The organism is Pseudosulfitobacter pseudonitzschiae (assembly GCF_002222635.1).
GTDB lineage: Bacteria > Pseudomonadota > Alphaproteobacteria > Rhodobacterales > Rhodobacteraceae > Pseudosulfitobacter > Pseudosulfitobacter pseudonitzschiae_A.
Window position 1 is genome coordinate 280,253 of record NZ_CP022415.1, and the last position, 18,964, is coordinate 299,216.

Consider the following 18,964-nt stretch of genomic DNA (forward strand, 5'->3'; position numbering starts at 1 on the left):
TGCGGGGTTATGTACCTTGTGGCTATCTGGCAGCGCTGGAGCGGAATGCAGTTTCGCATCCCGAAACAGAGGGCCAGCTCGCAAGGTGGCCGAATCGGAGGAGAGCCCAGATATGAGCGACAAGATTGCATATTCACGCCACGGTGACATCGCCGTGCTTACGGTACAAAACCCGCCCGTCAACGCGCTAAGTCAGGCTGTACGGCAGGGCCTGTGGGACGGTATGGACCGCGCCGAGGCCGATGACGGTGTCAAGGCTGTGCTGATCGTGGGCGAGGGTCGCGCGTTTTTTGCCGGTGCCGACATCACCGAATTCGGCAAGCCACCGATGGAGCCCTATCTGCCGGTGTTGATCAACCGTATCGAGGCGTCACCTTTGCTGGTGGTTGCCTCTATGCACGGGGTCAGTCTTGGTGGCGGGCTTGAGGTTGCGCTGGGCTGTCATTACCGCATTGCGGTGCCCTCTGCCCGTGTTGGCCTGCCCGAAGTGCATCTGGGCCTGATCCCCGGAGCCGGTGGCACGCAGCGTATGCCGCGCCTGACCGGTGTCGAGGCGGCACTGGATGTGATGACCACAGGTCGCCAGATCAAGGCGGACGAAGCAGCCAAACTGGGCCTGATCGACGAGGTGCGCGACGGCGACCCCAAGCAGAACGGCATTGATTATACCCAGTCGCTGCTGGATGCGGGCGCGCCGCGCCGTCCGGTTTCGGAAATGGAAACTCCTGCCGCGATTGATTGGGATGGCGCGTTCGAGACCATTCTGTCCCGTGGCCGCGGCCAGATTTCGCCCGCATGGTGTGTGCGTGCGGTACAGGCCGGTGTTGAAAAACCCTTTGCCGAGGGGCTGGCCGCTGAACGCAAGATTTTCATGGACCTGATGGAAACCGACCAGCGGCAGGGCATGATCCACGCATTCTTTAGCGAACGCGCCGTGGGCAACCTGCCCGAACTGAAGGGCGTGGAGCCGCGCGCGTTGCAGCATATCGGCGTGATTGGCGGCGGCACCATGGGTGCGGGCATTGCCACATCCGCGCTGCTGTCGGGGTTTCAGGTGACGTTGCTGGAAATGACACCCGAAGCGGGTGAAGCGGCGCGCAAGCGGATCGCGGGCAACCTGAGCGGTGCGTTGAAGCGAGGCAAGATCAGTCAGGACAAGCACGATGCGATTCTGAACAACATTCTGTCGGTCGTGACCAATTATGAGGCGCTGTCTGATGTCGATCTGGTGATCGAAGCGGTGTTCGAGGAAATGTCGGTGAAAAAGACCGTCTTTGCCGAGCTGGACCGCGTCTGCAAGAAGGGTGCGATCCTTGCGTCGAACACGTCCTATCTGGATGTGAACGAGATTGCCGCCAGCACCAGCCGCCCCGAAGATGTGATCGGGCTGCACTTTTTCTCGCCCGCGCATGTGATGAAGCTGCTGGAAATCGTTGTGGCGGACAAGACCGCGCCCGACGTTGTCGCCACGGGCTTCGAATTGGGCAAACGTATGAGCAAGATCAGCGTGCGCGCAGGCGTGTGTGACGGGTTTATCGGTAACCGTATTCTGTCTACCTATCGCACAGCTGCCGATCATATGATTTTGGACGGGGCATCGCCCTACGAGATCGACAAGGCGCTGGAGGCGTTCGGTTTTGCGATGGGGCCGTTTGCTGTGGCCGATCTGGCGGGGCTGGACATCGGCTGGGCCGTGCGCAAACGCAAACGCGCCGAGGGCATTGATCCGGCTGCGCGCGACAGTTCCTATGCGGACAAGCTGTGTGAAGACGGTCATTTCGGCCAGAAGACCGGCAAGGGCTATTACGACTATTCCGCAGGGGCCAAGGCGCGTGTGCCGAACCCCGATGTTATGCCCCTGATCGAAGCCGAGCGGGCCCAGCAGGGCATTAGTCCCCGCGAATTCACCGCAGAGGAAATCGTGCGCCGCTATATGGCCGCGATGGTCAATGAATCTGCCAAAGTCGTGGGGGAGGGCATCGCGCGCCGTCCGTTGGACGTGGATATGACGTTGTTGTTCGGCTATGGATTCCCGCGCTATCGCGGCGGGCCACTGAAATGGGCCGATATTGTGGGCCTGCCGGAATTGCTGGCCGACATGCAAGAATACCGCAAGGAAGACCCGCATTTTTGGCAGATCGCGCCGCTGCTGGAACAGCTGGTGGCCGAAGGCAAGACATTCGACGACCTCAACAAGGCCGCTGCGGCCTGATCCCGATAAGGAGACCGGATATGGACCTGAGCTATACCGACGAAGAACTGGCATTTCGTGACGAAGTGCGCGCCTTTATGCGTGACGAACTTCCCAAGGAGATGTCGGACAAGATCCGCCTTGGTGACGAACTGGGCAAGGAAGGGCAGGAGAAATGGCACGCCATCCTGAACAGCAAGGGCTGGCTGGCCCCGAATTGGCCCAAGAAATTCGGCGGTGCCGAATGGAACGCCGTGCAGCGCCACATTTTCGAGGAAGAAGCCGCCGCACACCACGCGCCGCGGATTGTGCCCTTCGGTTTGTCGATGCTGGCACCTGTGCTGCAAAAATTCGGCTCGAAAGAGCAGCAGGACTATTGGTTGCCGCGCATTCTGGACGGGTCCGACTGGTGGTGTCAGGGTTATTCCGAGCCGGGTGCTGGCTCTGACCTTGCGTCGCTGAAAACCCGCGCCGTGCGTGATGGCGACCACTATATCGTCAACGGTCAAAAGACGTGGACGACACTGGGCCAGCACGCCAACATGATTTTCTGTCTGGTGCGCACCGATCCCGACGTGAAGCAGCAAGAAGGCATTTCGTTCCTGCTGATCGACATGAATACGCCCGGCATCGAAGTGCGCCCGATCATCCTGCTGGATGGCACGCATGAGGTGAACGAGGTGTTCTTTGACGATGTCAAAGTACCGGTTGAAAACCTTGTGGGCGAAGAGAACAAGGGCTGGACCTATGCCAAGTATCTGCTGACACACGAGCGCACCAATATCGCGGGCGTCGGGTTTTCGCAGGCGGGTCTGAACACTGTCAAACGGATTGCACGCGCTGAAATGGCCGGTGGCAAGCCACTGATGGCGAACCCGCATTTTGCGGCACGTGTGGCGCAGGTCGAGATTGATCTGAAGGCGATGGCGACCAGTAACCTGCGCATTATCTCGGCGGCTGCCGCAGGTGGTGCGCCGGGGGTCGAGGCGTCGATGCTGAAGGTCAAAGGCACGATTATCCGTCAGGAAATCAACGATCTGGCGCGCAGGGCCGTTGGCCCATACGCGATGCCGTTCGCCTCCGAAGCCATTGAAGGTAGCAACGAAGCCCTGCCCGATCCGCATGAGGCGGGTCCGGTCGCGGCGCAATATTTCAACAATCGCAAGCTGTCGATCTTTGGCGGCAGCAACGAAATCCAGCGCGGCATCATCGCGAAGGTCATGATGGGAGGCGGTCAATGAACTTTGATCTGACAGAAGAGCGGCAAATGCTGCAAGACAGCCTGCGGCGTTACTTGCGGGACAAATATTCGACAGCCACGCGCAACCAGATTCTGGAAAGCGCGGGCGGCATGTCGGCGGATGTCTGGGCGCAACTGGCCGAACTGGGCGTCATCGGTGCGCTGTTCACCGAAGAGCAGGGCGGTTTTGGAGGTGCGGGTTTCGACATTGCCGTGGTCTTCGAAGAGCTGGGTCGCGCGGGTGTGGTCGAGCCGTTTATGGACAGCGCATTGATCGGGGGCCGTGTGCTGGCCGCCTGTGGCAAAACCGAACTGGTTGAAGAGATGATCGGGGGCGGTTTGCAACTGGCCGTGGCGCATGGTGAACCCACCAGCCGCTATGATCTGAGTCATGTGCGCACGTCTGTCGACGGCGGCAAGCTGAACGGTCGCAAGGCCGTGGTGATGAACGCCGAAAATGCCGACCATCTGATTGTGTCGGCGCGTGCATCGGGTGACGAGGCGGACGAGGCGGGCATTTCGCTGTACCTTGTGGCCAAGGACGCGGCGGGTCTGAACATTCAGGGCTATCCGTTGCTGGCCGGTGGCCGCGCCGCCGAGGTCACTCTGGACGGTGTCGAAGGCGAATTGCTGACCGAGGACGGCTTTGCCGTGCTGGGCGATGTGATGGCGCTGGCGACGATGGCGCAATGTGCCGAAACGCTGGGTGCGATGGATACGGCGACACGTCTGACCAACGACTATCTTGGCACGCGCAAGCAGTTTGGCCGCCCCATCGGCACCTTTCAGGCGCTGGCACACCGCATGGCAGACATGCTGATTGAGATGGAACAGGCACGCAGTGCCGTCATCAACGCGGCGGGCAATCTGAACGAAGACACCCGCACGCGCGACATGAACATTTCGGCGGCGAAAAACCTGCTGGGCCGTGCCGGTCGTCTGATCGCAGAGGAATCGATCCAGATGCACGGTGGCATCGCCATGACGCAGGAGTACGAACTGGCCCATATCGCCAAACGTATCACCATGGCTGATCACCGTTTTGGCGATACCGATCACCATCTGGAACGCTTTATCGCGCTGAGTGCGGCCTGATATGACTGACGGGCCGGAAATTATCCGCGACGAGACGGGCGCACAGACGCTCTTGGGTTATGTGGTTGATATTTCGGCCGATGATGGAAAAGGACGCTGCGTGCTGGATATCGGCGCGCAGCACGGCAACCGCCACGGTGCGCTGCATGGCGGCATCATTGCCTGTCTGCTGGACAATGCGATGGGCTATGGCGCTGCTGTGCATACGTCGAAAGACGGCAGCGACAAGTTTCTGACGATTTCGATGAACACCCAGTTCATAGCACCTGCGCTGACGGGCCGCGTGGTGGCGACGGGCAAGGTGACGGGCGGCGGGCGCAGCCTGTTGTTTGTCGAGGGTGAATTGCATCACGAAGACGGACGTTTGCTGGCCACGGCCACTGGCGTTTACAAAAAAGTGCCGGAGGGGCGGGGATGAGCGATGCCTATCTGGAGGATGCGGGTGACCGGCTGATTGTCTGGAATGGCAATGCACAGATGCGCGGGGCGCTGTCGCCCGAACTGTATGCGGTGATCGCAGAGGCCTTTGTCAAGGCGCAGGAGCCGCGTATTCGCGCCGTTGTTCTGACCTCGCAGGGCGGATTTTTCTGCGCAGGGGGCAATCTGAATGTGCTGATCGCGCGGCGCGACATGGCCGAAGACGAACGCCGCACCAAGATTGACGAATTGCACGATCTGGTCCGTTTGATCCGCAACAGCCCGGTGCCGGTGATCGCCGCCGTCAAAGGGGGGGCCGCGGGGGCCGGCGCGTCGATTGCGCTGGCCTGTGATATGATCGTGGCGGAAGAGGGTGTGAAATTCACCGCGTCCTATGTGAACGCTGGGCTGGTGCCCGATGGCGGATTGACCGCGCATCTGGCTCGTATGATTCCGCGTCAACTGGCGATGGAGATGTGCGTGCTGGCGCAGCCGGTAACCGCCGAGCAGATGCGTGATCTGGGTGTTGTGAGCCAGCTTTGCGCGGCGGAAGATGTGGTGCCGCAGGCACTGGCCATCGTGGATCGCATCGCCAAAGGCCCGCGTGTAGCCCAAGGGCGCATCCGCGCGATGGTGTCGCGCGCCTATGAGCAGGACGAGGCCGCGCAACTGGATATGGAACGTGACGGCATGGCATGGGCCGCTGGCGCGGATGAAGCCGCCGAAGGCATCGCGGCCTTTTTGGAAAAACGTGCGCCGGAGTTTGGCAAATGAACGATCGGGTCGAAGATTATCTGGCCCAGCAGGTTGCCACTCGCCCCGATGCACTGGCGTTCGAGGACAACACCGGCGTTCGCGTGACCTATGCCCAGCTGGACGCCAGTGCCGACGAGATCGGCGCGCGGTTGATCGAACTTGGCGTGGTTGCGGGTGACCGTGTTCTGATGCTGGCCGAAAACTGTGTGGCCGCTGTGGCATTGTTGTTCGGTGCTTGGAAGATCGGCGCGACCGTGGTGCCGTTCAACGCGCGCCAGACCGCAGGCGAGGTGCAAAAGATCATCGACCATGCCGAGCCGAGTGCGCTGGTCTGCACCAGTGGCGCATCGGCGGATGCAGCCGCCCACGGGGTGCGGTTCGACGCGGTGGAAGCGGTGGGGGTTTACGGCACGCTGTCTTTTGCCCCCTTGGAGGGCGGCACGTCTGACGATGCCACCGATGTGGCGATTTTGCTGTACACCACCGGCACCACCGGCACACCCAAGGGCGTGATGTTGACTCACGCCAACGTGCGTTTCGGCGGGCTGACCTCGGCCAATCTGCGCAATATGACACCGGATGATGTGATTTATGGTGTGCTGCCGTTGACCCATGTGTTTGGCATGTGTTCGGTCATGGCAGCGGCTGTCTATATCGGCGCACCCGTGCGGCTGGCGGCGCGCTTTGACGTGGCGGCGACCTATGACGCCTTGCGCGATGGGGTGACACTGTGTTCGGCAGTGCCGCAGATGCACGCGCTGTTGATGGCTTACTCGAAAAAGATGGGCTATGCGCGGCTAGAGAGCCCCAGCTTGCGCTATGTGTCATCGGGTGCCGCGCCGCTGGACCCTGCGTGGAAACGTCAGGCCGAAGCGTTCTATGGCGTCGCCTTGCAGAATGGCTATGGCATGACCGAGACCAGCGCAGGCACGGCGGCCACCACCAACGAGATCGGCGACCCTGACATTTCGGTGGGACCAGCCCTTCCGGGGGTCGAGGTGGCGCTGGATATGGACGCGCCGGGGGCAGGCGATGGCGTGGGCGAAGTCATCACGCGCGGGCCGCAGATCATGAAGGGGTACTACAAAAACCCAGAGGAGACCGCCAAGGTGCTGTCGGCGGATGGCTGGCTGCATACGGGCGATCTGGGGCGGATTGACGAAAAAGGGCACCTGCACATTGTGGGGCGGTCGAAAGAGCTGATTATTCACGGCGGGTTCAACGTCTATCCGCCCGAGGTCGAGGCGGCGCTGAACGATCACCCGCAGGTTATTCAGGCGGCGGTGATCGGCCACAAGGTCGGGGCCGATGAAAAGGTGCTGGCGTTCTGTCAGGTGGCCGACGGCTGCGATGTCAGCGTCGAAGACCTGCGCGCCTTTGCCGCCGAACGGCTGGCGGGCTACAAGCGGCCCAGCCAAATCATTCTGGCGTCGTCCCTGCCCGCGGCACCCACGGGCAAGATCCTGAAGCACAAGTTGCTTGAAACCTTTGCCGATCAGATCGGCTGAGGCGCTTTTCGGGGCTTAGGTCCAGACGCCCTCGGCGGCGGCGCGAATGGCGCGGATGTTGTCACCGTAGGGCGCGGGGTTTTGCACCGAGCCGCCTTTGAACACAGCTGAGCCTGCGACCAGCACGTCGGCACCGGCCTGCGCCACCAGCGGGGCAGTTGCGGGATCGACGCCGCCGTCGATTTCGATATGCACGGGGCGGTCACCGATCATGCTGCGCAGGGCTTTGATCTTGGCGGTCATGTCGATGAACTTTTGCCCGCCGAAACCGGGGTTCACCGTCATCACGCAAACCAGATCCACCATATCCATCAGGTCTTCGACAGCGGACGCAGGTGTGCCGGGGTTCAGCGCGACACCTGCCTTGCATCCGGCTGCGCGGATCGCCTGAAGGGTGCGGTGGATGTGTGGGCCAGCCTCGATATGGGCGGTCAACACGTCGGCACCGGCCTGCGCGAAAGCGTCGATATAGGCATCGACCGGCGAGATCATCAGATGCACGTCCATCACGCCCTTGATGTGGGGACGGATCGCCGCACAGGTGGCGGGGCCGAAGGTGATGTTGGGCACGAAGTGGCCGTCCATCACGTCGACGTGGATCCAGTCCGCGCCTTGGGCTTCGGCGGCGGCACATTCGGCACCGAAGTTGGCGAAATCGGCAGCAAGGATGGAAGGGGCGATTTTGATGGCGCGGTCGAAGGTCATGGGGCAGCCTTTGGGTTGGGGTCGGGCTGTCTATAACGGGCCGGACCGCGCGTGGAAAGTGCGGGTGCCTCCGGCGGGAGTTTATTTGGCAAGATGAAGGATCAGATGTCGTAGTAGTCGCGATACCACGCGACGAAGGCGTCGATTCCGGTTTGAACCGGGGTGGCGGGACGTTTGCCGGTCAGGGTTTCCAGCAGGGTCGCGTCGGCCCATGTGGCGGGGACATCACCGGGCTGCATGTCTTTAAAGTTTATCTGTGCCTTGGTGCCGCAGGCGGATTCGATTGCGGCGATGAAATCCATCAGTTTGACCGGCGCGCCGTTGCCGATGTTGACGATACGGTGCGGTGCTACAGGGCTGAGGCTGTCGCCCGCAACCGGATTGTCGCGTTCGGGGGCGGCGTCGATCAGGGCGCTGATCGCGGCGGTCAGATCGTCGATATAGGTAAAGTCGCGCATCATGTCGCCGTGGTTGTAGACCTCGATCGGCTGATTGTTGAGGATGGCGCGGGTGAATTTGAAGTGGGCCATGTCGGGGCGGCCCCACGGCCCGTAGACGGTGAAGAAGCGGAACATGGTTACCGGTAGATCATAAAGGTGCGCATAGCTGTGGGCCATGTTCTCGGTCGCCTTTTTGGTGGCGGCGTAGAACGACATCTGGCTGTCGACCTTGTCGGTCTCGGTATAGGGCATTTGGGTGCTGGCGCCGTAGACCGAGGAGGTGGAGGCCAGCAACATATGCGTGGGTGGAAAGGCGCGGGCGGCTTCGAGAAGTTCGAATGTGCCAACAAGGTTCGCTTCGACGTAGGAGCGCGGGTTGTCGATGGAGTAGCGCACGCCCGCTTGGGCAGCCAGGTGGATGACCGCGTCGGGGCGGTGGCTGTCGAACAGGGTGCGCAGCGTGTCGGGGGTTTCCAGCCTGTCGGTGACGGCGGTGAACCCCGCGCTTTGGTTCAGCATCGCGTGGCGGCGGGTTTTTAGCGTGACGTCGTAGTAGTCGGTCATCGCATCCAGCCCAATCACTTTCCAGCCCTGATCCAGCAGGCGGCGGGCGGTGAAATAACCGATAAAGCCGGCTGATCCGGTGATGAGGGCGGTGCGTGTCATGGGGCGACTTTGGCGCAGGGCCGAGGTGATTGCCAGCAGCAGCTATTAGTTTGACAATAAAATTTATTCAGGGTCAGGATGCGGCAAGGGAGAAATGCCATGTATATCGGATTGGACCTGGGAACGTCGGGTGTGCGCGCACTGTTGGTGGACGAAGACGGCGCGCCCGTGGGGGCACAAGAGGCACATTATCAGGCGGCGCATCCGGCACCCGGTTGGAGCGAACAGGATCCGGCAATGTGGCTTGATGGCTGTCGGACGGCGTTGGCGGCGTTGATGGCAGCACACCCGAAAGCCTATGCCGCCCTGCGCGGCATTGCCGTGGCGGGGCACATGCACGGCGCGGTTTTACTGGATGACGCGGGTGAAGTTCTGCGACCCTGCATCCTGTGGAACGATACGCGCAGTCATGCCGAGGCGGCGAAACTGGATGCGGAAACAAGCGTGCGCGAGATCAGCGGCAACATCGTCTTTCCGGGCTTTACCGCGCCGAAGCTGGCATGGGTTGCAGCACATGAGCCTGATGTTTTTGCCCGCGTGGCCAAGGTGGTTCTGCCCAAGGACTACGTCAGCCTGTGGATGACCGGCACCTGTGCCAGCGAGATGTCGGATGCGGCGGGCACCGCATGGCTGGATGTGGGCGCGCGCGATTGGTCCGACAGGTTGCTGGACGCAGGCGGGATGCGCCGTAACCAGATGCCTACCTTGTTCGAGGGCACAGGCGTGATTGGGCCGATGCGCGATGCCTTGGCAGATGAACTGGGCCTGCCGCGCGGGGTTCAGGTGATTGCAGGGGCGGCTGATAATGCCGCAGCCGCGTGCGGCGTGGGGGCGTTGAAAGAGGGCGACGGCTTTGTCTCGCTTGGCACCTCGGGCGTGGTGCTGGCCGCACGTGACGGGTTTGCGCCTGATGCAGAGAGTGCGGTGCATACGTTCTGCCATGCGGTTCCCGCGCGGTGGTATCAGATGGGGGTGACGCTGGCCTGTACCGACAGCCTCAATTGGCTGGCGCGGATCACAGGGCAGGGGCCTGCGGCACTGACTGCTGCCTTGGGCGATGACGTGCGTGCGCCGGGCGGGTTGCGGTTCTATCCATATCTGTCGGGCGAACGGACGCCACACAACGATGCGCAGGTGCGCGGCGGGTTCAGCGGGTTGGATATTGCCCACGATTTGCCGGACATGACCCGCGCCGTGCTTGAGGGTGTTAGTTTTGCGCAGGCCGACAGCCTTTTGGCCTTGCGTGCCACGGGGGCCAACCCACAGGCGTTGCTGGCAATCGGCGGCGGGGCTGCGTCGGCGCATTGGGTGCAGATGCTGGCAAACACGTTGAACCTGCCACTGGAAATCCCTGCGCGGGGCGAGTTCGGCGCGGCACTTGGCGCTGCGCGTCTGGCGATTTGTGGCGTGACCGGTGCCGATCCGGTACAGGTTATGGCCAAGCCAGAAATCGCACGCACGGTGAACCCCGACCCATCACTTGTTGCGGCTTGCGCCGAGGCGCATCAGGCGTACCGCGATGCATACGCAAACCTGAAGGCATTGCAATGATGCAGATTTTGACGTGGAGTGGCTGGCGACAAAGGAAACCTGAAACCTATGGCAATCGGATCGACTGACATCGCGCGCGGTATTACGGCATTCGCCTTGTGGGCCGGTGTTGCTGTGGCGGGCGATCTTCCAGCGCCGGATGCGGTTTTTCCCAAGGTGGAGATGCCGCAGATCGAGCTGGGGCGGTTGCTATTTTACGATCCGATCCTGTCGGGCGGCAAAACGGTCAGCTGTGCCACGTGTCACCATCCGCGCCATGCCACGGGGGACGGGGTTTCGTTGGGGCTGGGCGACGGGGCTGCGGGCCTTGGGCCAGAACGCAAGGTTGATGTGACCAATACGCCCGAAGACCGCATTCCGCGCAATGCACCAGCGTTGTTCAATGTGGGTGCTGTGGAATACCGGTCGTTCTTTCATGATGGCAGGCTTGAGGTGGACGAGACTCGCGCGGGTGGCATTCGCACGCCGCTGGGCCTCGAGATGGAACAAGGCTTTGCCAGTCTGCTGAGCGCGCAAACCATGTTTCCGGTTTTGTCCGGTGACGAGATGGCGGGACATTTGGGCGAAAGCGATGTGTCCAAGGCGGTGCGTCAGGGGCTGCTGACCGGTCCGGGCGGGGCGTGGGATATACTGGCGCAGCGGGTGGCGGGCATTCCTGAATACCGTGCAATGTTTGATGATGTGATTGGCCAGAAGCCTGTGTATTTCCACGATATTTCCGATGCGATTGCTGCATTTGTCGCCTTTGAGTGGCGCGCGACGGACAGTGATTTTGACAAATCCCTGCGCGGAGAAGCCGAGCTGACGCGTGCGCAGGCACATGGGCGCGATCTATTCTATGGCAAGGCGGGCTGTGCGAATTGCCACTCTGGCCTGTTCCAGACCGACCATGATTTTCATGCCATCGCGATGCCGCAGATCGGGCCGGGCAAGCGCGCAGCCTTCGAGAGTGGTGCGGCTGACGAAGGGCGGATGCGGGTCACGGGAAATCCTGCCGACGCGTTCAAGTTCCGCACGCCGTCGCTGCGCAATGTGGTGCATACGTTACCGTATGGCCACGCAGGGGTCTATGCGCAGCTTGAGGATGTGATCCGCCACCATCTGAACCCCGAGAAGCATTTGGTCGATTACGATCCTGCGCAGGCGATTCTGCCTGATCTGGCGGGAACTGTGGATACCACCGTGATGGATGACCCGACCGAGGTTGCACGCATTGCCGCCGCCAACGAGTTGACCCCAAGCGCGCTGACCCACGGGCAAGTGGCGGCCATCATCGCGTTTTTGGGGGCACTGACCGATACGGCAAGTCTGGACGGGCAATTGGGCGTGCCCGCGACCGTACCCAGTGGGTTACCGGTGGATCAATAAGTTTCGGGCGCGGTGTCGGGGCGCAGACGGTAGCGGCGGTTGGTCTGTATGGTGGTCCAACCTGACGCGGGTGCGTTGGGCCAGATCACGCGGATTTGCACAGAAGTGGCCGCCCCCAAACCAAAATGCTGTGGCGCGTCCGAGCCGCCCGCATGGCCGCCGCCCACCACCAGTTCGCGCGATTGCACAGACGTGCCGTCGTCCACTTCGATCCATGCGCCGATGGCACGGGTGTTGATGTCTGGCTGGTTGGCATCCAGCGACAGCCAGTTGCCGGTTTCGGTGCTGGTATTGCGCCAGACTTCCATCGGCGCGCGGCGGTTTACCACGGCCAGATCCAGTAATCCGTCGTTGTCCAGATCAACCAGCGCGGCCCCGCGTCCACGGTGCAGGGAGGCGACGCCCGCGATGTCGCCCGCCTCGGCAAAGCGGCCATCCGGCTGCGCGATCAGCAGGTTGTTGGGGTCGTCCATCGCCATGCCCGGCATTTGCTGCACATTGCCCTTGGCGATAAAAGCATCGTCCAGCCCGTCATTTTGCACATCCCCGAAGGCGATGTGCCAGCCGGTCGAAGGCCGCCCGTCGCCACCGGTATAGGGACGGTGCGCGGTTGATCCCATCTCGTATGGTACATCGACATAGCCCGGTCCATCGCCCGCAGGACGTTGTAAACGCTGGTCGCCCATTGAACTGAGAAACACTTCGTCACGGCCATCTCGATCGAGATCGCGGGTCGCGATGCCCATGCCCCAGATGTGATGTTCGGCCCAGCCGTCGGCCTGTGTGTAAAGGCGCGGCGACGGGGACATTTGCCACAGTTGCTCGGACCCGCCGGTGACATAGTAATGCCGGTCGTTCGATAGGCGCAGATCGGCCTGACCGTTGCGTGACCAGTCGGTGAACAGCGCCGAGAGCGGGCAAAATCCGGGTTCAAGAACGGTCTGGCTCCAGCTGTCAGCATCGGGCCGCCACAGGCTGTTGGTGTCGCAGGCCTGAAACGGGCCGTCGGGATTGGTGCGGTCCACATAATGACCCATCGCCAACGTGGGATGGGTTTCGCCCTGTTCCCATGTGGCGGAAAACGCGGTGGTCCATTTGTCGGGAAAGTCGATCATCCGGATGGGGGCAAAACCACAGGCCCCGTCACCCAGCCAAATCTGGTCTGGCCCGACCCGCAACACTACCAAATCAAGGCGGGTATCATTGTTGATGTCCAGCGCATATACGCCAGTGGTGTTGGTGGCGGGCAGTGTCTCCATACGTAAGCGTATCGATTCCTCGCTTTCGTTTACGAAGACGGCGGCGGGGTTGCCGCCGCCTGCGGCCACCAGATCGGTGCGCCCGTCACTGTTGCAGTCCAGCGCGGCCAGACCGCCACCCACGAAATGTTCCCAACCACCGTCATATTCGTGATGCGGCACTGCGACAGGGATGAACAGCGGTTCGCCTTGGGCGACGCCCGCGCACAGGATCAAGGCCACACTAAACCGCATCGATACGCCCCTCGCGTGCGGCGCGCTCTTGTACGAACTCCAGCGCATAGGCGGCAGCCCCGCGCGCCCACATCAGGTTGCCCCATTTGTGGATGACTACTTCGGGTGGGGCCGCGTCCACTTGGACAATGGATTTGAGCATTTCGGCCATTACCGCATCGGAATAGAGATAGTCGAATTGCATCTGCTCGCCTGCCAGAATTATCAGCTCGGGGTCGAAGATGTTGACAATGTTGGCAAGCCCCATCGCAAACATCCGCCCCGCGCGCGCCACGATAGACGCCGCCGCAGTGTCACCTGCATGGGCCGCTTCCAGCAATCGCGCGATCTGGTTCTTGACAGAGGTGTCGGTACCCAAGGCTGTGTCTGCCTCGCGCAATAGGGCGTATTCGGCCACATATGCCTCCAGACAGCCGCGTTGCCCGCAGCGGCACAGCGCCCCTTCCAACTGGACCTTGGTGTGGCCGAATTCCGCGCCACAACCGCGCGTGCCGCGGTAGATTTCACCGCCAAGGATGATGCCCATGCCGACACCAGCTTCGAGGGTGACCACGATGAAATCCGATCGCCCGCGACCAAGGCCGAATGCCTTTTCCGCCATCGCCACAAGGTTGGCGTCATTGTCCAGATAGGTCGGCACGCCCATCTGTTCGGTCAACACTGCGGCAAAATCCACGTTTCGCACATTGAGCGACGGTGACCAATGAACAGCCCCCGCGCCCACATCGACAGTTCCAGCAAGGCCAACGCCGACGCCGGACAAGTCGGCCGTCGCATGACCCACTTTGGCCACAAGTGCCGCCACCGCGTCGCCGATATGGCCAGCCAAGGCGTCGGGGCTGTGACGCCCTGCGGCCAGAGGTGCCTCGTGGTCGGCCAGTTGGGTGCCTTCGAAGTTCATCAGCACCAGCGATATCCGCGTGCCCGACACTTTGACCCCTGCCACCAGATGCGCAGCACCTGCAATCTTGAGGTCCACACGCGGGCGGCCGCGGGCAGTTGCCGCGCCATCCACGCGGGGAATTTCTTCGATCAAACCGTCGCGCAGAAGGTCGGCGGTGATCGTTGTCACGGTCGCGCGGCTGATTCCCGTCCGCTCGGCCAGGTCGATGCGCGGAATGCGCCCTTCTTGCGAAATCTCACGCAACAGGATCAGCCGACTGTCTTCGCGTTGGTGTCCGAATGCCATGTTATGTTTCGCAGTTCCATAGGGTTAGGTGGTGAACGTCGCGGGCCTGAACCCACAGGATGGCGTTGTTTTCAAGGCTTGTCCAATTTAATTTGCTTTCCAAATTAAAATGACTAATGATGCAAGCACCGAGCTGCGCCCGCGTGCGACAGTTGGGCAAAAGTCTTGGGAGGACACAATGAAATTTATTAAAACGGTCGCCTTGGCGGCGACAATTACCGTTACGGCCGTGGCCGCCTGGGCGCAGGATGTCACCGTTGGCGTCAGCTGGTCAAATTTCCAGGAGGAGCGCTGGAAGACGGATGAGGCTGCGATCAAGGCAGCTCTCGAAGCTGCGGGCGCCACATATATCTCGGCGGATGCACAGGCATCAGCGGCCAAGCAACTGACCGACGTCGAGGCGCTGATTGCGCAGGGTGCCGATGCGCTGATTATCCTGTCTGTGGACAAGGACGCAATTGGCCCCGCCATCGACCAAGCCGACAACGAGGGCATCCCGGTTGTGGGCTATGACCGCCTGATCGAAGACCCGCGCGCCTTTTATCTGACGTTCGACAACAAGGGTGTTGGCCGGATCATCGCGCAAACCGTTATGGCCGAGCAACCCGAGGGCAACTTTGCCATCATCAAGGGTGACAAGGGCGATCCGAATGCGCTGTTTCTGCTGGAAGGGATGATGGAAGTTATCGGCGCAGATGTGGAAGCGGGCAAGATCAAGGTCGTGGGCGAAGCCTTTACCGATGGTTGGAAGCCTGACAACGCGCAGCGCAACATGGAGCAGATCCTGACCGCCAATAACAACAACGTCGATGCGGTTCTGTCCCAGAACGACGGTATGGCCGGTGGCGCAATTGCCGCATTGCAGGCCCAAGGTCTGAACGTGCCGATCGGTGGACAGGACGGCGACCATGCCGCGCTGAACCGTGTTGCACGGGGCACGCAAACCGTTTCGGTCTGGAAGGACTCGCGTCAGCTGGGTAAAAAGGCAGCCGAGATTGCACTGGCCATGGCCGATGGTGCGCAGATGGGTGAAATCGATGGTGCCGAAAGCTGGTCGGGCGGTGAAAAAGGCGTGGAAATGATCGCGATCTTTCTCGCTCCGACACCGGTGACCAAAGACAATATCTCGGAGGTGATCGACGCAGGTCACATCGAAAAAGACAAAGTCTGTGCCGGTGCAATGGATGGCGTTGCGGGCTGTAACTAAGGCCCTAGCGGGCACCGGCGAACTGAAACCGCCGGTGCCCCATAATTTGACTTCTCAAACCACTTCAGCCTGATCCGCTGCGCGAACCCGCGCAAACAGGACCGGCTTATCTGACGGGTGCGGACATGACCGACACAAACGAAAACAGCGCACCGCAAGGTGCCACACACAACCAGCCCGGCCTGATCCAGCGGTTTATGCGCGACACCGAACTGGACACCCGGTTGCTGGGTATGTTGGGCGCGCTGGCGTTGATCTGGGTGGGCTTTCACGTCTACGGCGCAGTCAACAACGGATTCGGTGCGTTCCTGACGCCGCGCAACCTGTGGAACCTTTCGGTTCAGACGTCTTCGATCGGGATCATGGCCTGTGGCATGGTGCTGGTCATCATCACCCGCCACATCGATTTGAGTGTGGGATCGGTTCTGGGGTTCTGTGCCGTTATCATGGGCATCACCCAAGTCTGGTTTCTGCCGAAACTGGTGGGGCTGGAACATTGGAGCATCTGGATCATTGCCTGCATCGCGGGCATGATTGCGGGCGCGCTGGTGGGGGCCATTCATGGCTGGTTGATCGCTTATCTGTCGATCCCCGCCTTTATCGTGACGCTGGGCGGCCTGCTGGTTTGGCGGGGCGTGGCGTTTCTGATCACGCGGGGCGAGACGATCTCGCCATTGGACAGCACCTTCAAACTGTTGGGCGGCGGGCCGAACGGGGCCGTGGGGGCCACCGGCAGTTGGATTGTCGGCGGCATTGCGGTGCTTGTCGTGATCGCCCTGATCATCATGGGGCGCGCGCGACGCAAGCGGTTTGAATTCCGGCTGCGCCCGATCTGGGCCGAGTGGTTTATTGGCATTATCAGCGTCGGCGCTGTCATTGGTGCTGTGCTGCTGGTCAATGCCTATCCTTGGCCCACGGGTATCGTGCGCCGCTATGCCGCCGCCAACAACATCGAAGTTCCCGAAGGCGGGATGTTCATCAGCCACGGCTTTGCCATTCCGGTGCTGATCCTGCTGGGGGTGATCGTGGTAATGACCGTGGTGATGACCCGCACGCGGTTTGGCCGCTATGTTTATGCCATCGGTGGCAACCCCGAAGCGGCATCGCTTGCAGGTATCAACACGCGCTGGATGACGGTCAAGATTTTCGCCCTCATGGGGTTTCTCACAGGCCTGTCTGCTGTCGTTGCTTCGGCGCGGCTGGGGTCGGCCACCAACGCGCTGGGCACATTGGATGAATTGTATGTCATCGCTGCCGCAGTGATCGGGGGCACCTCGCTTGGCGGGGGTGTCGGAACCATCTATGGCGCGGTTTTGGGGGCATTCGTGATGCAGTCGCTGCAAACGGGCATGGTGCTGATCGGCTTTGACGCGGCGGTACAACAGGTCGTCGTCGGTGGCGTTCTGGTGCTTGCTGTCTATCTCGACAATCTTTACCGGAGGACTTCGAAATGACTGATAACCCCCCTCTCGGCACGCCGCTGATCGACATGCGCGATATCTGCATCAGCTTTGGCGGTGTGCATGCGGTTGATCATGTGTCGGTTGATTTGTACCCCGGCGAAGTCGTGGGCCTGTTGGGTCACAATGGCGCTGGTAAATCGACGCTGATCAAGATCTTGTCGGGTGCCTACAAGATGGACAGCGGCGAGATTTACGTAAATGGCGAACGTGCCGACATCCGCAGCCCCCGTGACGCGCGGCGCTATAACATCGAGACGATCTATCAAACGCTGGCGTTGGCCGACAATCTGGACGCCGCCAGCAACCTGTTTCTGGGGCGCGAGCTGACGTCGCCACTGGGATTGGTTGACGATGATGCAATGGAAAGCGAAGCGCGCAAGATCATGTCGCGGTTGAACCCGAACTTCCAGAAGTTCAAGGATCCGGTCAGCGCCCTGTCCGGCGGACAACGTCAGTCGGTCGCCATTGCACGCGCGGTCTATTTTAACGCGCAAATCCTGATCATGGACGAACCTACCGCCGCACTTGGCCCGCACGAGACGCAAATGGTCAGCGAGCTGATCACCCAGCTAAAGGCGGAAGGCATTGGCATTTTCCTGATCAGCCACGACATCCACGACGTGCTGCAATTGTGTGACCGCGCGTCGGTGATGAAAAACGGCAAACTGGTGGGCACGGTCAATGTGGCGGATGTGACCGACGACGATTTGCTGAGCATGATCATCTTGGGCAAACAGCCCGGCAAGGCGGCTTAGGGCATGCAATCGGTCGTGGCAGATGTAGGCGGTACAAACACGCGCATGGCCTATGCGCGGGGCGGTGTGCTGGTTGCGGGCACAGTGCAGTGGTTTCGCAACGATGACTATCCTACATTTGCCGATGTTCTGGCCGATTTCTGCCAGGGCGCGTCGGTGGACCGTTTGTGCGTGGCCATCGCAGGCCCCGTCATGCCTGGCCATGTGCGTCTGACCAATCGCGACTGGTCATTCGATGCCGAGCAGTTGGGGGCCGTATTGGGCGGTGCCACGGTGCGTATCATCAATGATCTGGCTGCAGTGGGCCATGCGCTGCCCTATCTGGCTGCGGATGCCATAAATCCCGTGGTCACAGGCCGCGCAGCCCCGGGCGGGCAGGCGCTGGTTGTGGGGATGGGGACGGGTTTCAACGTCAGTCTGGCGCATGGCAGTGGCGTGATGCTGGCCGAAGAGGGGCACACCGGCCTGCCCATCGGTGTTTACCGCGTCTTGCAGGCGCATCTGGGGGACAGGGCCGCACCATTCGAAACGGTCGAACAGCTTTTTGCCGGTGCGGGATTGCGCGCGCTGCACCGTGCCTTGGGGGGGGCAGAGATGCCCAGCCAGCAGATCGTAACCGGGGCGCCTGCGACCATGACAGTTTATGTCGCCGCTCTGGCCGCATTGTGCCGTGATATGACGTTCCAGTTCATGCCGCTGGGGGGGATCTATTTCAATGGTGGGCTGGCGCGGGCTGTTGTGGGGCTGCCTGACGCGGGCAAGGCGCTGGCTGCGGCGCGTGTGCACGATATGTTCGAGGGCACCCTGTCGGATATTCCGATGTGGGTGGTGATGGACGACGCCGCAGCCCTTGCGGGCTGCGCGGCCTGTCTGGATCAGGTTTAACACAATCAACAACTGCGGGCAGCGCCACGAGCCCT

At 61.4% G+C, this 18,964-nt stretch carries 16 protein-coding genes; 12 read left to right on the top strand and 4 right to left on the bottom strand.

Going from position 1 to position 18,964, the window contains the following annotated elements; all coding sequences use genetic code 11:
* Positions 1 to 112: 112 nt before the first annotated feature.
* Genes SULPSESMR1_RS01270 through SULPSESMR1_RS01295 form a run of 6 tightly spaced genes read left to right on the top strand, consistent with a single transcriptional unit; the run spans position 113 to position 7,207 of the window.
* Positions 113 to 2,212: a 3-hydroxyacyl-CoA dehydrogenase NAD-binding domain-containing protein gene (locus SULPSESMR1_RS01270; RefSeq protein ID WP_089419193.1), complete on the top strand. Its 2,100-nt coding sequence runs from the start codon at positions 113 to 115 to the stop codon at positions 2,210 to 2,212.
* A 20-nt stretch (positions 2,213 to 2,232) separates the two neighbouring features.
* A complete protein-coding gene (locus SULPSESMR1_RS01275; RefSeq protein WP_089419194.1) occupies positions 2,233 to 3,432 on the top strand; it encodes an acyl-CoA dehydrogenase family protein in 1,200 nt (399 codons plus the stop codon).
* The gene (locus tag SULPSESMR1_RS01280) at positions 3,429 to 4,526 is read left to right on the top strand and encodes an acyl-CoA dehydrogenase family protein (RefSeq protein ID WP_089419195.1); all 1,098 of its coding nucleotides are present in this window, start codon (positions 3,429 to 3,431) and stop codon (positions 4,524 to 4,526) included. The genes SULPSESMR1_RS01275 and SULPSESMR1_RS01280 overlap by 4 nt, the downstream gene beginning before the upstream one ends.
* 1 nt (position 4,527) lies before the next feature.
* Positions 4,528 to 4,944: a PaaI family thioesterase gene (locus SULPSESMR1_RS01285; protein ID WP_089419196.1), complete on the top strand. Its 417-nt coding sequence runs from the start codon at positions 4,528 to 4,530 to the stop codon at positions 4,942 to 4,944.
* The gene (locus SULPSESMR1_RS01290) at positions 4,941 to 5,717 is read left to right on the top strand and encodes an oxepin-CoA hydrolase, alternative type (RefSeq protein WP_089419197.1); all 777 of its coding nucleotides are present in this window, start codon (positions 4,941 to 4,943) and stop codon (positions 5,715 to 5,717) included. The genes SULPSESMR1_RS01285 and SULPSESMR1_RS01290 overlap by 4 nt, the downstream gene beginning before the upstream one ends.
* On the top strand, positions 5,714 to 7,207 hold the full coding sequence (locus SULPSESMR1_RS01295; RefSeq protein WP_089419198.1) for a class I adenylate-forming enzyme family protein: 1,494 nt from the start codon (positions 5,714 to 5,716) through the stop codon (positions 7,205 to 7,207). The genes SULPSESMR1_RS01290 and SULPSESMR1_RS01295 overlap by 4 nt, the downstream gene beginning before the upstream one ends.
* Before the next feature lie 15 nt (positions 7,208 to 7,222).
* Here the strand turns inward: SULPSESMR1_RS01295 and rpe are convergent, their stop codons facing one another.
* Positions 7,223 to 7,912 (bottom strand): ribulose-phosphate 3-epimerase, encoded by a 690-nt coding sequence (gene rpe / locus SULPSESMR1_RS01300; protein WP_089419199.1) that lies wholly within the window; start codon positions 7,910 to 7,912, stop codon positions 7,223 to 7,225.
* Positions 7,913 to 8,013: 101 nt separating this feature from the next.
* Positions 8,014 to 9,018 carry an SDR family NAD(P)-dependent oxidoreductase gene (locus SULPSESMR1_RS01305; protein ID WP_089419200.1) on the bottom strand — a complete coding sequence of 335 codons (1,005 nt, stop codon included), beginning with the start codon at positions 9,016 to 9,018 and terminating at the stop codon, positions 8,014 to 8,016.
* A 99-nt stretch (positions 9,019 to 9,117) separates the two neighbouring features.
* Between SULPSESMR1_RS01305 and xylB the strand changes: the two genes are divergently transcribed.
* Together xylB and SULPSESMR1_RS01315 are read left to right on the top strand one after the other, a co-directional pair.
* Positions 9,118 to 10,569 (top strand): xylulokinase, encoded by a 1,452-nt coding sequence (xylB, locus tag SULPSESMR1_RS01310; RefSeq protein WP_089419201.1) that lies wholly within the window; start codon positions 9,118 to 9,120, stop codon positions 10,567 to 10,569.
* A 48-nt stretch (positions 10,570 to 10,617) separates the two neighbouring features.
* Complete coding sequence (locus SULPSESMR1_RS01315; protein WP_089419202.1) at positions 10,618 to 11,937, top strand: cytochrome-c peroxidase; 1,320 nt, start codon at positions 10,618 to 10,620, stop codon at positions 11,935 to 11,937.
* Here the strand turns inward: SULPSESMR1_RS01315 and SULPSESMR1_RS01320 are convergent.
* Both SULPSESMR1_RS01320 and SULPSESMR1_RS01325 read right to left on the bottom strand, forming a co-directional pair.
* Positions 11,931 to 13,430, bottom strand: a complete 1,500-nt coding sequence (locus SULPSESMR1_RS01320; protein ID WP_089419203.1) for a CRTAC1 family protein — start codon at positions 13,428 to 13,430, stop codon at positions 11,931 to 11,933. The genes SULPSESMR1_RS01315 and SULPSESMR1_RS01320 overlap by 7 nt on opposite strands.
* On the bottom strand, positions 13,420 to 14,619 hold the full coding sequence (locus tag SULPSESMR1_RS01325) for an ROK family transcriptional regulator (RefSeq protein ID WP_089419204.1): 1,200 nt from the start codon (positions 14,617 to 14,619) through the stop codon (positions 13,420 to 13,422). Before SULPSESMR1_RS01325 ends, SULPSESMR1_RS01320 begins: the two co-directional genes overlap by 11 nt.
* Before the next feature lie 178 nt (positions 14,620 to 14,797).
* Here SULPSESMR1_RS01325 and SULPSESMR1_RS01330 point away from each other — a divergent pair, with 178 nt between their 5' ends.
* From SULPSESMR1_RS01330 to SULPSESMR1_RS01345, 4 genes are all read left to right on the top strand, one after another.
* A complete protein-coding gene (locus SULPSESMR1_RS01330) occupies positions 14,798 to 15,826 on the top strand; it encodes a substrate-binding domain-containing protein (protein WP_089419205.1) in 1,029 nt (342 codons plus the stop codon).
* A gap of 125 nt (positions 15,827 to 15,951) precedes the next feature.
* Positions 15,952 to 17,280: a sugar ABC transporter permease gene (locus tag SULPSESMR1_RS01335; RefSeq protein WP_089419206.1), complete on the top strand. Its 1,329-nt coding sequence runs from the start codon at positions 15,952 to 15,954 to the stop codon at positions 17,278 to 17,280.
* A complete protein-coding gene (locus tag SULPSESMR1_RS01340; protein ID WP_089419207.1) occupies positions 17,277 to 18,044 on the top strand; it encodes an ATP-binding cassette domain-containing protein in 768 nt (255 codons plus the stop codon). The genes SULPSESMR1_RS01335 and SULPSESMR1_RS01340 overlap by 4 nt, the downstream gene beginning before the upstream one ends.
* 3 nt (positions 18,045 to 18,047) lie before the next feature.
* Positions 18,048 to 18,929: a glucokinase gene (locus SULPSESMR1_RS01345; protein WP_089419208.1), complete on the top strand. Its 882-nt coding sequence runs from the start codon at positions 18,048 to 18,050 to the stop codon at positions 18,927 to 18,929.
* Positions 18,930 to 18,964: the final 35 nt, after the last annotated feature.

Coding starts and splice junctions, on each gene's coding strand:
- SULPSESMR1_RS01270 (WP_089419193.1), top strand. CDS start 113: ATGAGCGACAAGATTGCATATTCACGCCACGGTGACATCGCCGTGCTT.
- SULPSESMR1_RS01275 (WP_089419194.1), top strand. CDS start 2,233: ATGGACCTGAGCTATACCGACGAAGAACTGGCATTTCGTGACGAAGTG.
- SULPSESMR1_RS01280 (WP_089419195.1), top strand. CDS start 3,429: ATGAACTTTGATCTGACAGAAGAGCGGCAAATGCTGCAAGACAGCCTG.
- SULPSESMR1_RS01285 (WP_089419196.1), top strand. CDS start 4,528: ATGACTGACGGGCCGGAAATTATCCGCGACGAGACGGGCGCACAGACG.
- SULPSESMR1_RS01290 (WP_089419197.1), top strand. CDS start 4,941: ATGAGCGATGCCTATCTGGAGGATGCGGGTGACCGGCTGATTGTCTGG.
- SULPSESMR1_RS01295 (WP_089419198.1), top strand. CDS start 5,714: ATGAACGATCGGGTCGAAGATTATCTGGCCCAGCAGGTTGCCACTCGC.
- rpe (WP_089419199.1), bottom strand. CDS start 7,912: ATGACCTTCGACCGCGCCATCAAAATCGCCCCTTCCATCCTTGCTGCC.
- SULPSESMR1_RS01305 (WP_089419200.1), bottom strand. CDS start 9,018: ATGACACGCACCGCCCTCATCACCGGATCAGCCGGCTTTATCGGTTAT.
- xylB (WP_089419201.1), top strand. CDS start 9,118: ATGTATATCGGATTGGACCTGGGAACGTCGGGTGTGCGCGCACTGTTG.
- SULPSESMR1_RS01315 (WP_089419202.1), top strand. CDS start 10,618: ATGGCAATCGGATCGACTGACATCGCGCGCGGTATTACGGCATTCGCC.
- SULPSESMR1_RS01320 (WP_089419203.1), bottom strand. CDS start 13,430: ATGCGGTTTAGTGTGGCCTTGATCCTGTGCGCGGGCGTCGCCCAAGGC.
- SULPSESMR1_RS01325 (WP_089419204.1), bottom strand. CDS start 14,619: ATGGCATTCGGACACCAACGCGAAGACAGTCGGCTGATCCTGTTGCGT.
- SULPSESMR1_RS01330 (WP_089419205.1), top strand. CDS start 14,798: ATGAAATTTATTAAAACGGTCGCCTTGGCGGCGACAATTACCGTTACG.
- SULPSESMR1_RS01335 (WP_089419206.1), top strand. CDS start 15,952: ATGACCGACACAAACGAAAACAGCGCACCGCAAGGTGCCACACACAAC.
- SULPSESMR1_RS01340 (WP_089419207.1), top strand. CDS start 17,277: ATGACTGATAACCCCCCTCTCGGCACGCCGCTGATCGACATGCGCGAT.
- SULPSESMR1_RS01345 (WP_089419208.1), top strand. CDS start 18,048: ATGCAATCGGTCGTGGCAGATGTAGGCGGTACAAACACGCGCATGGCC.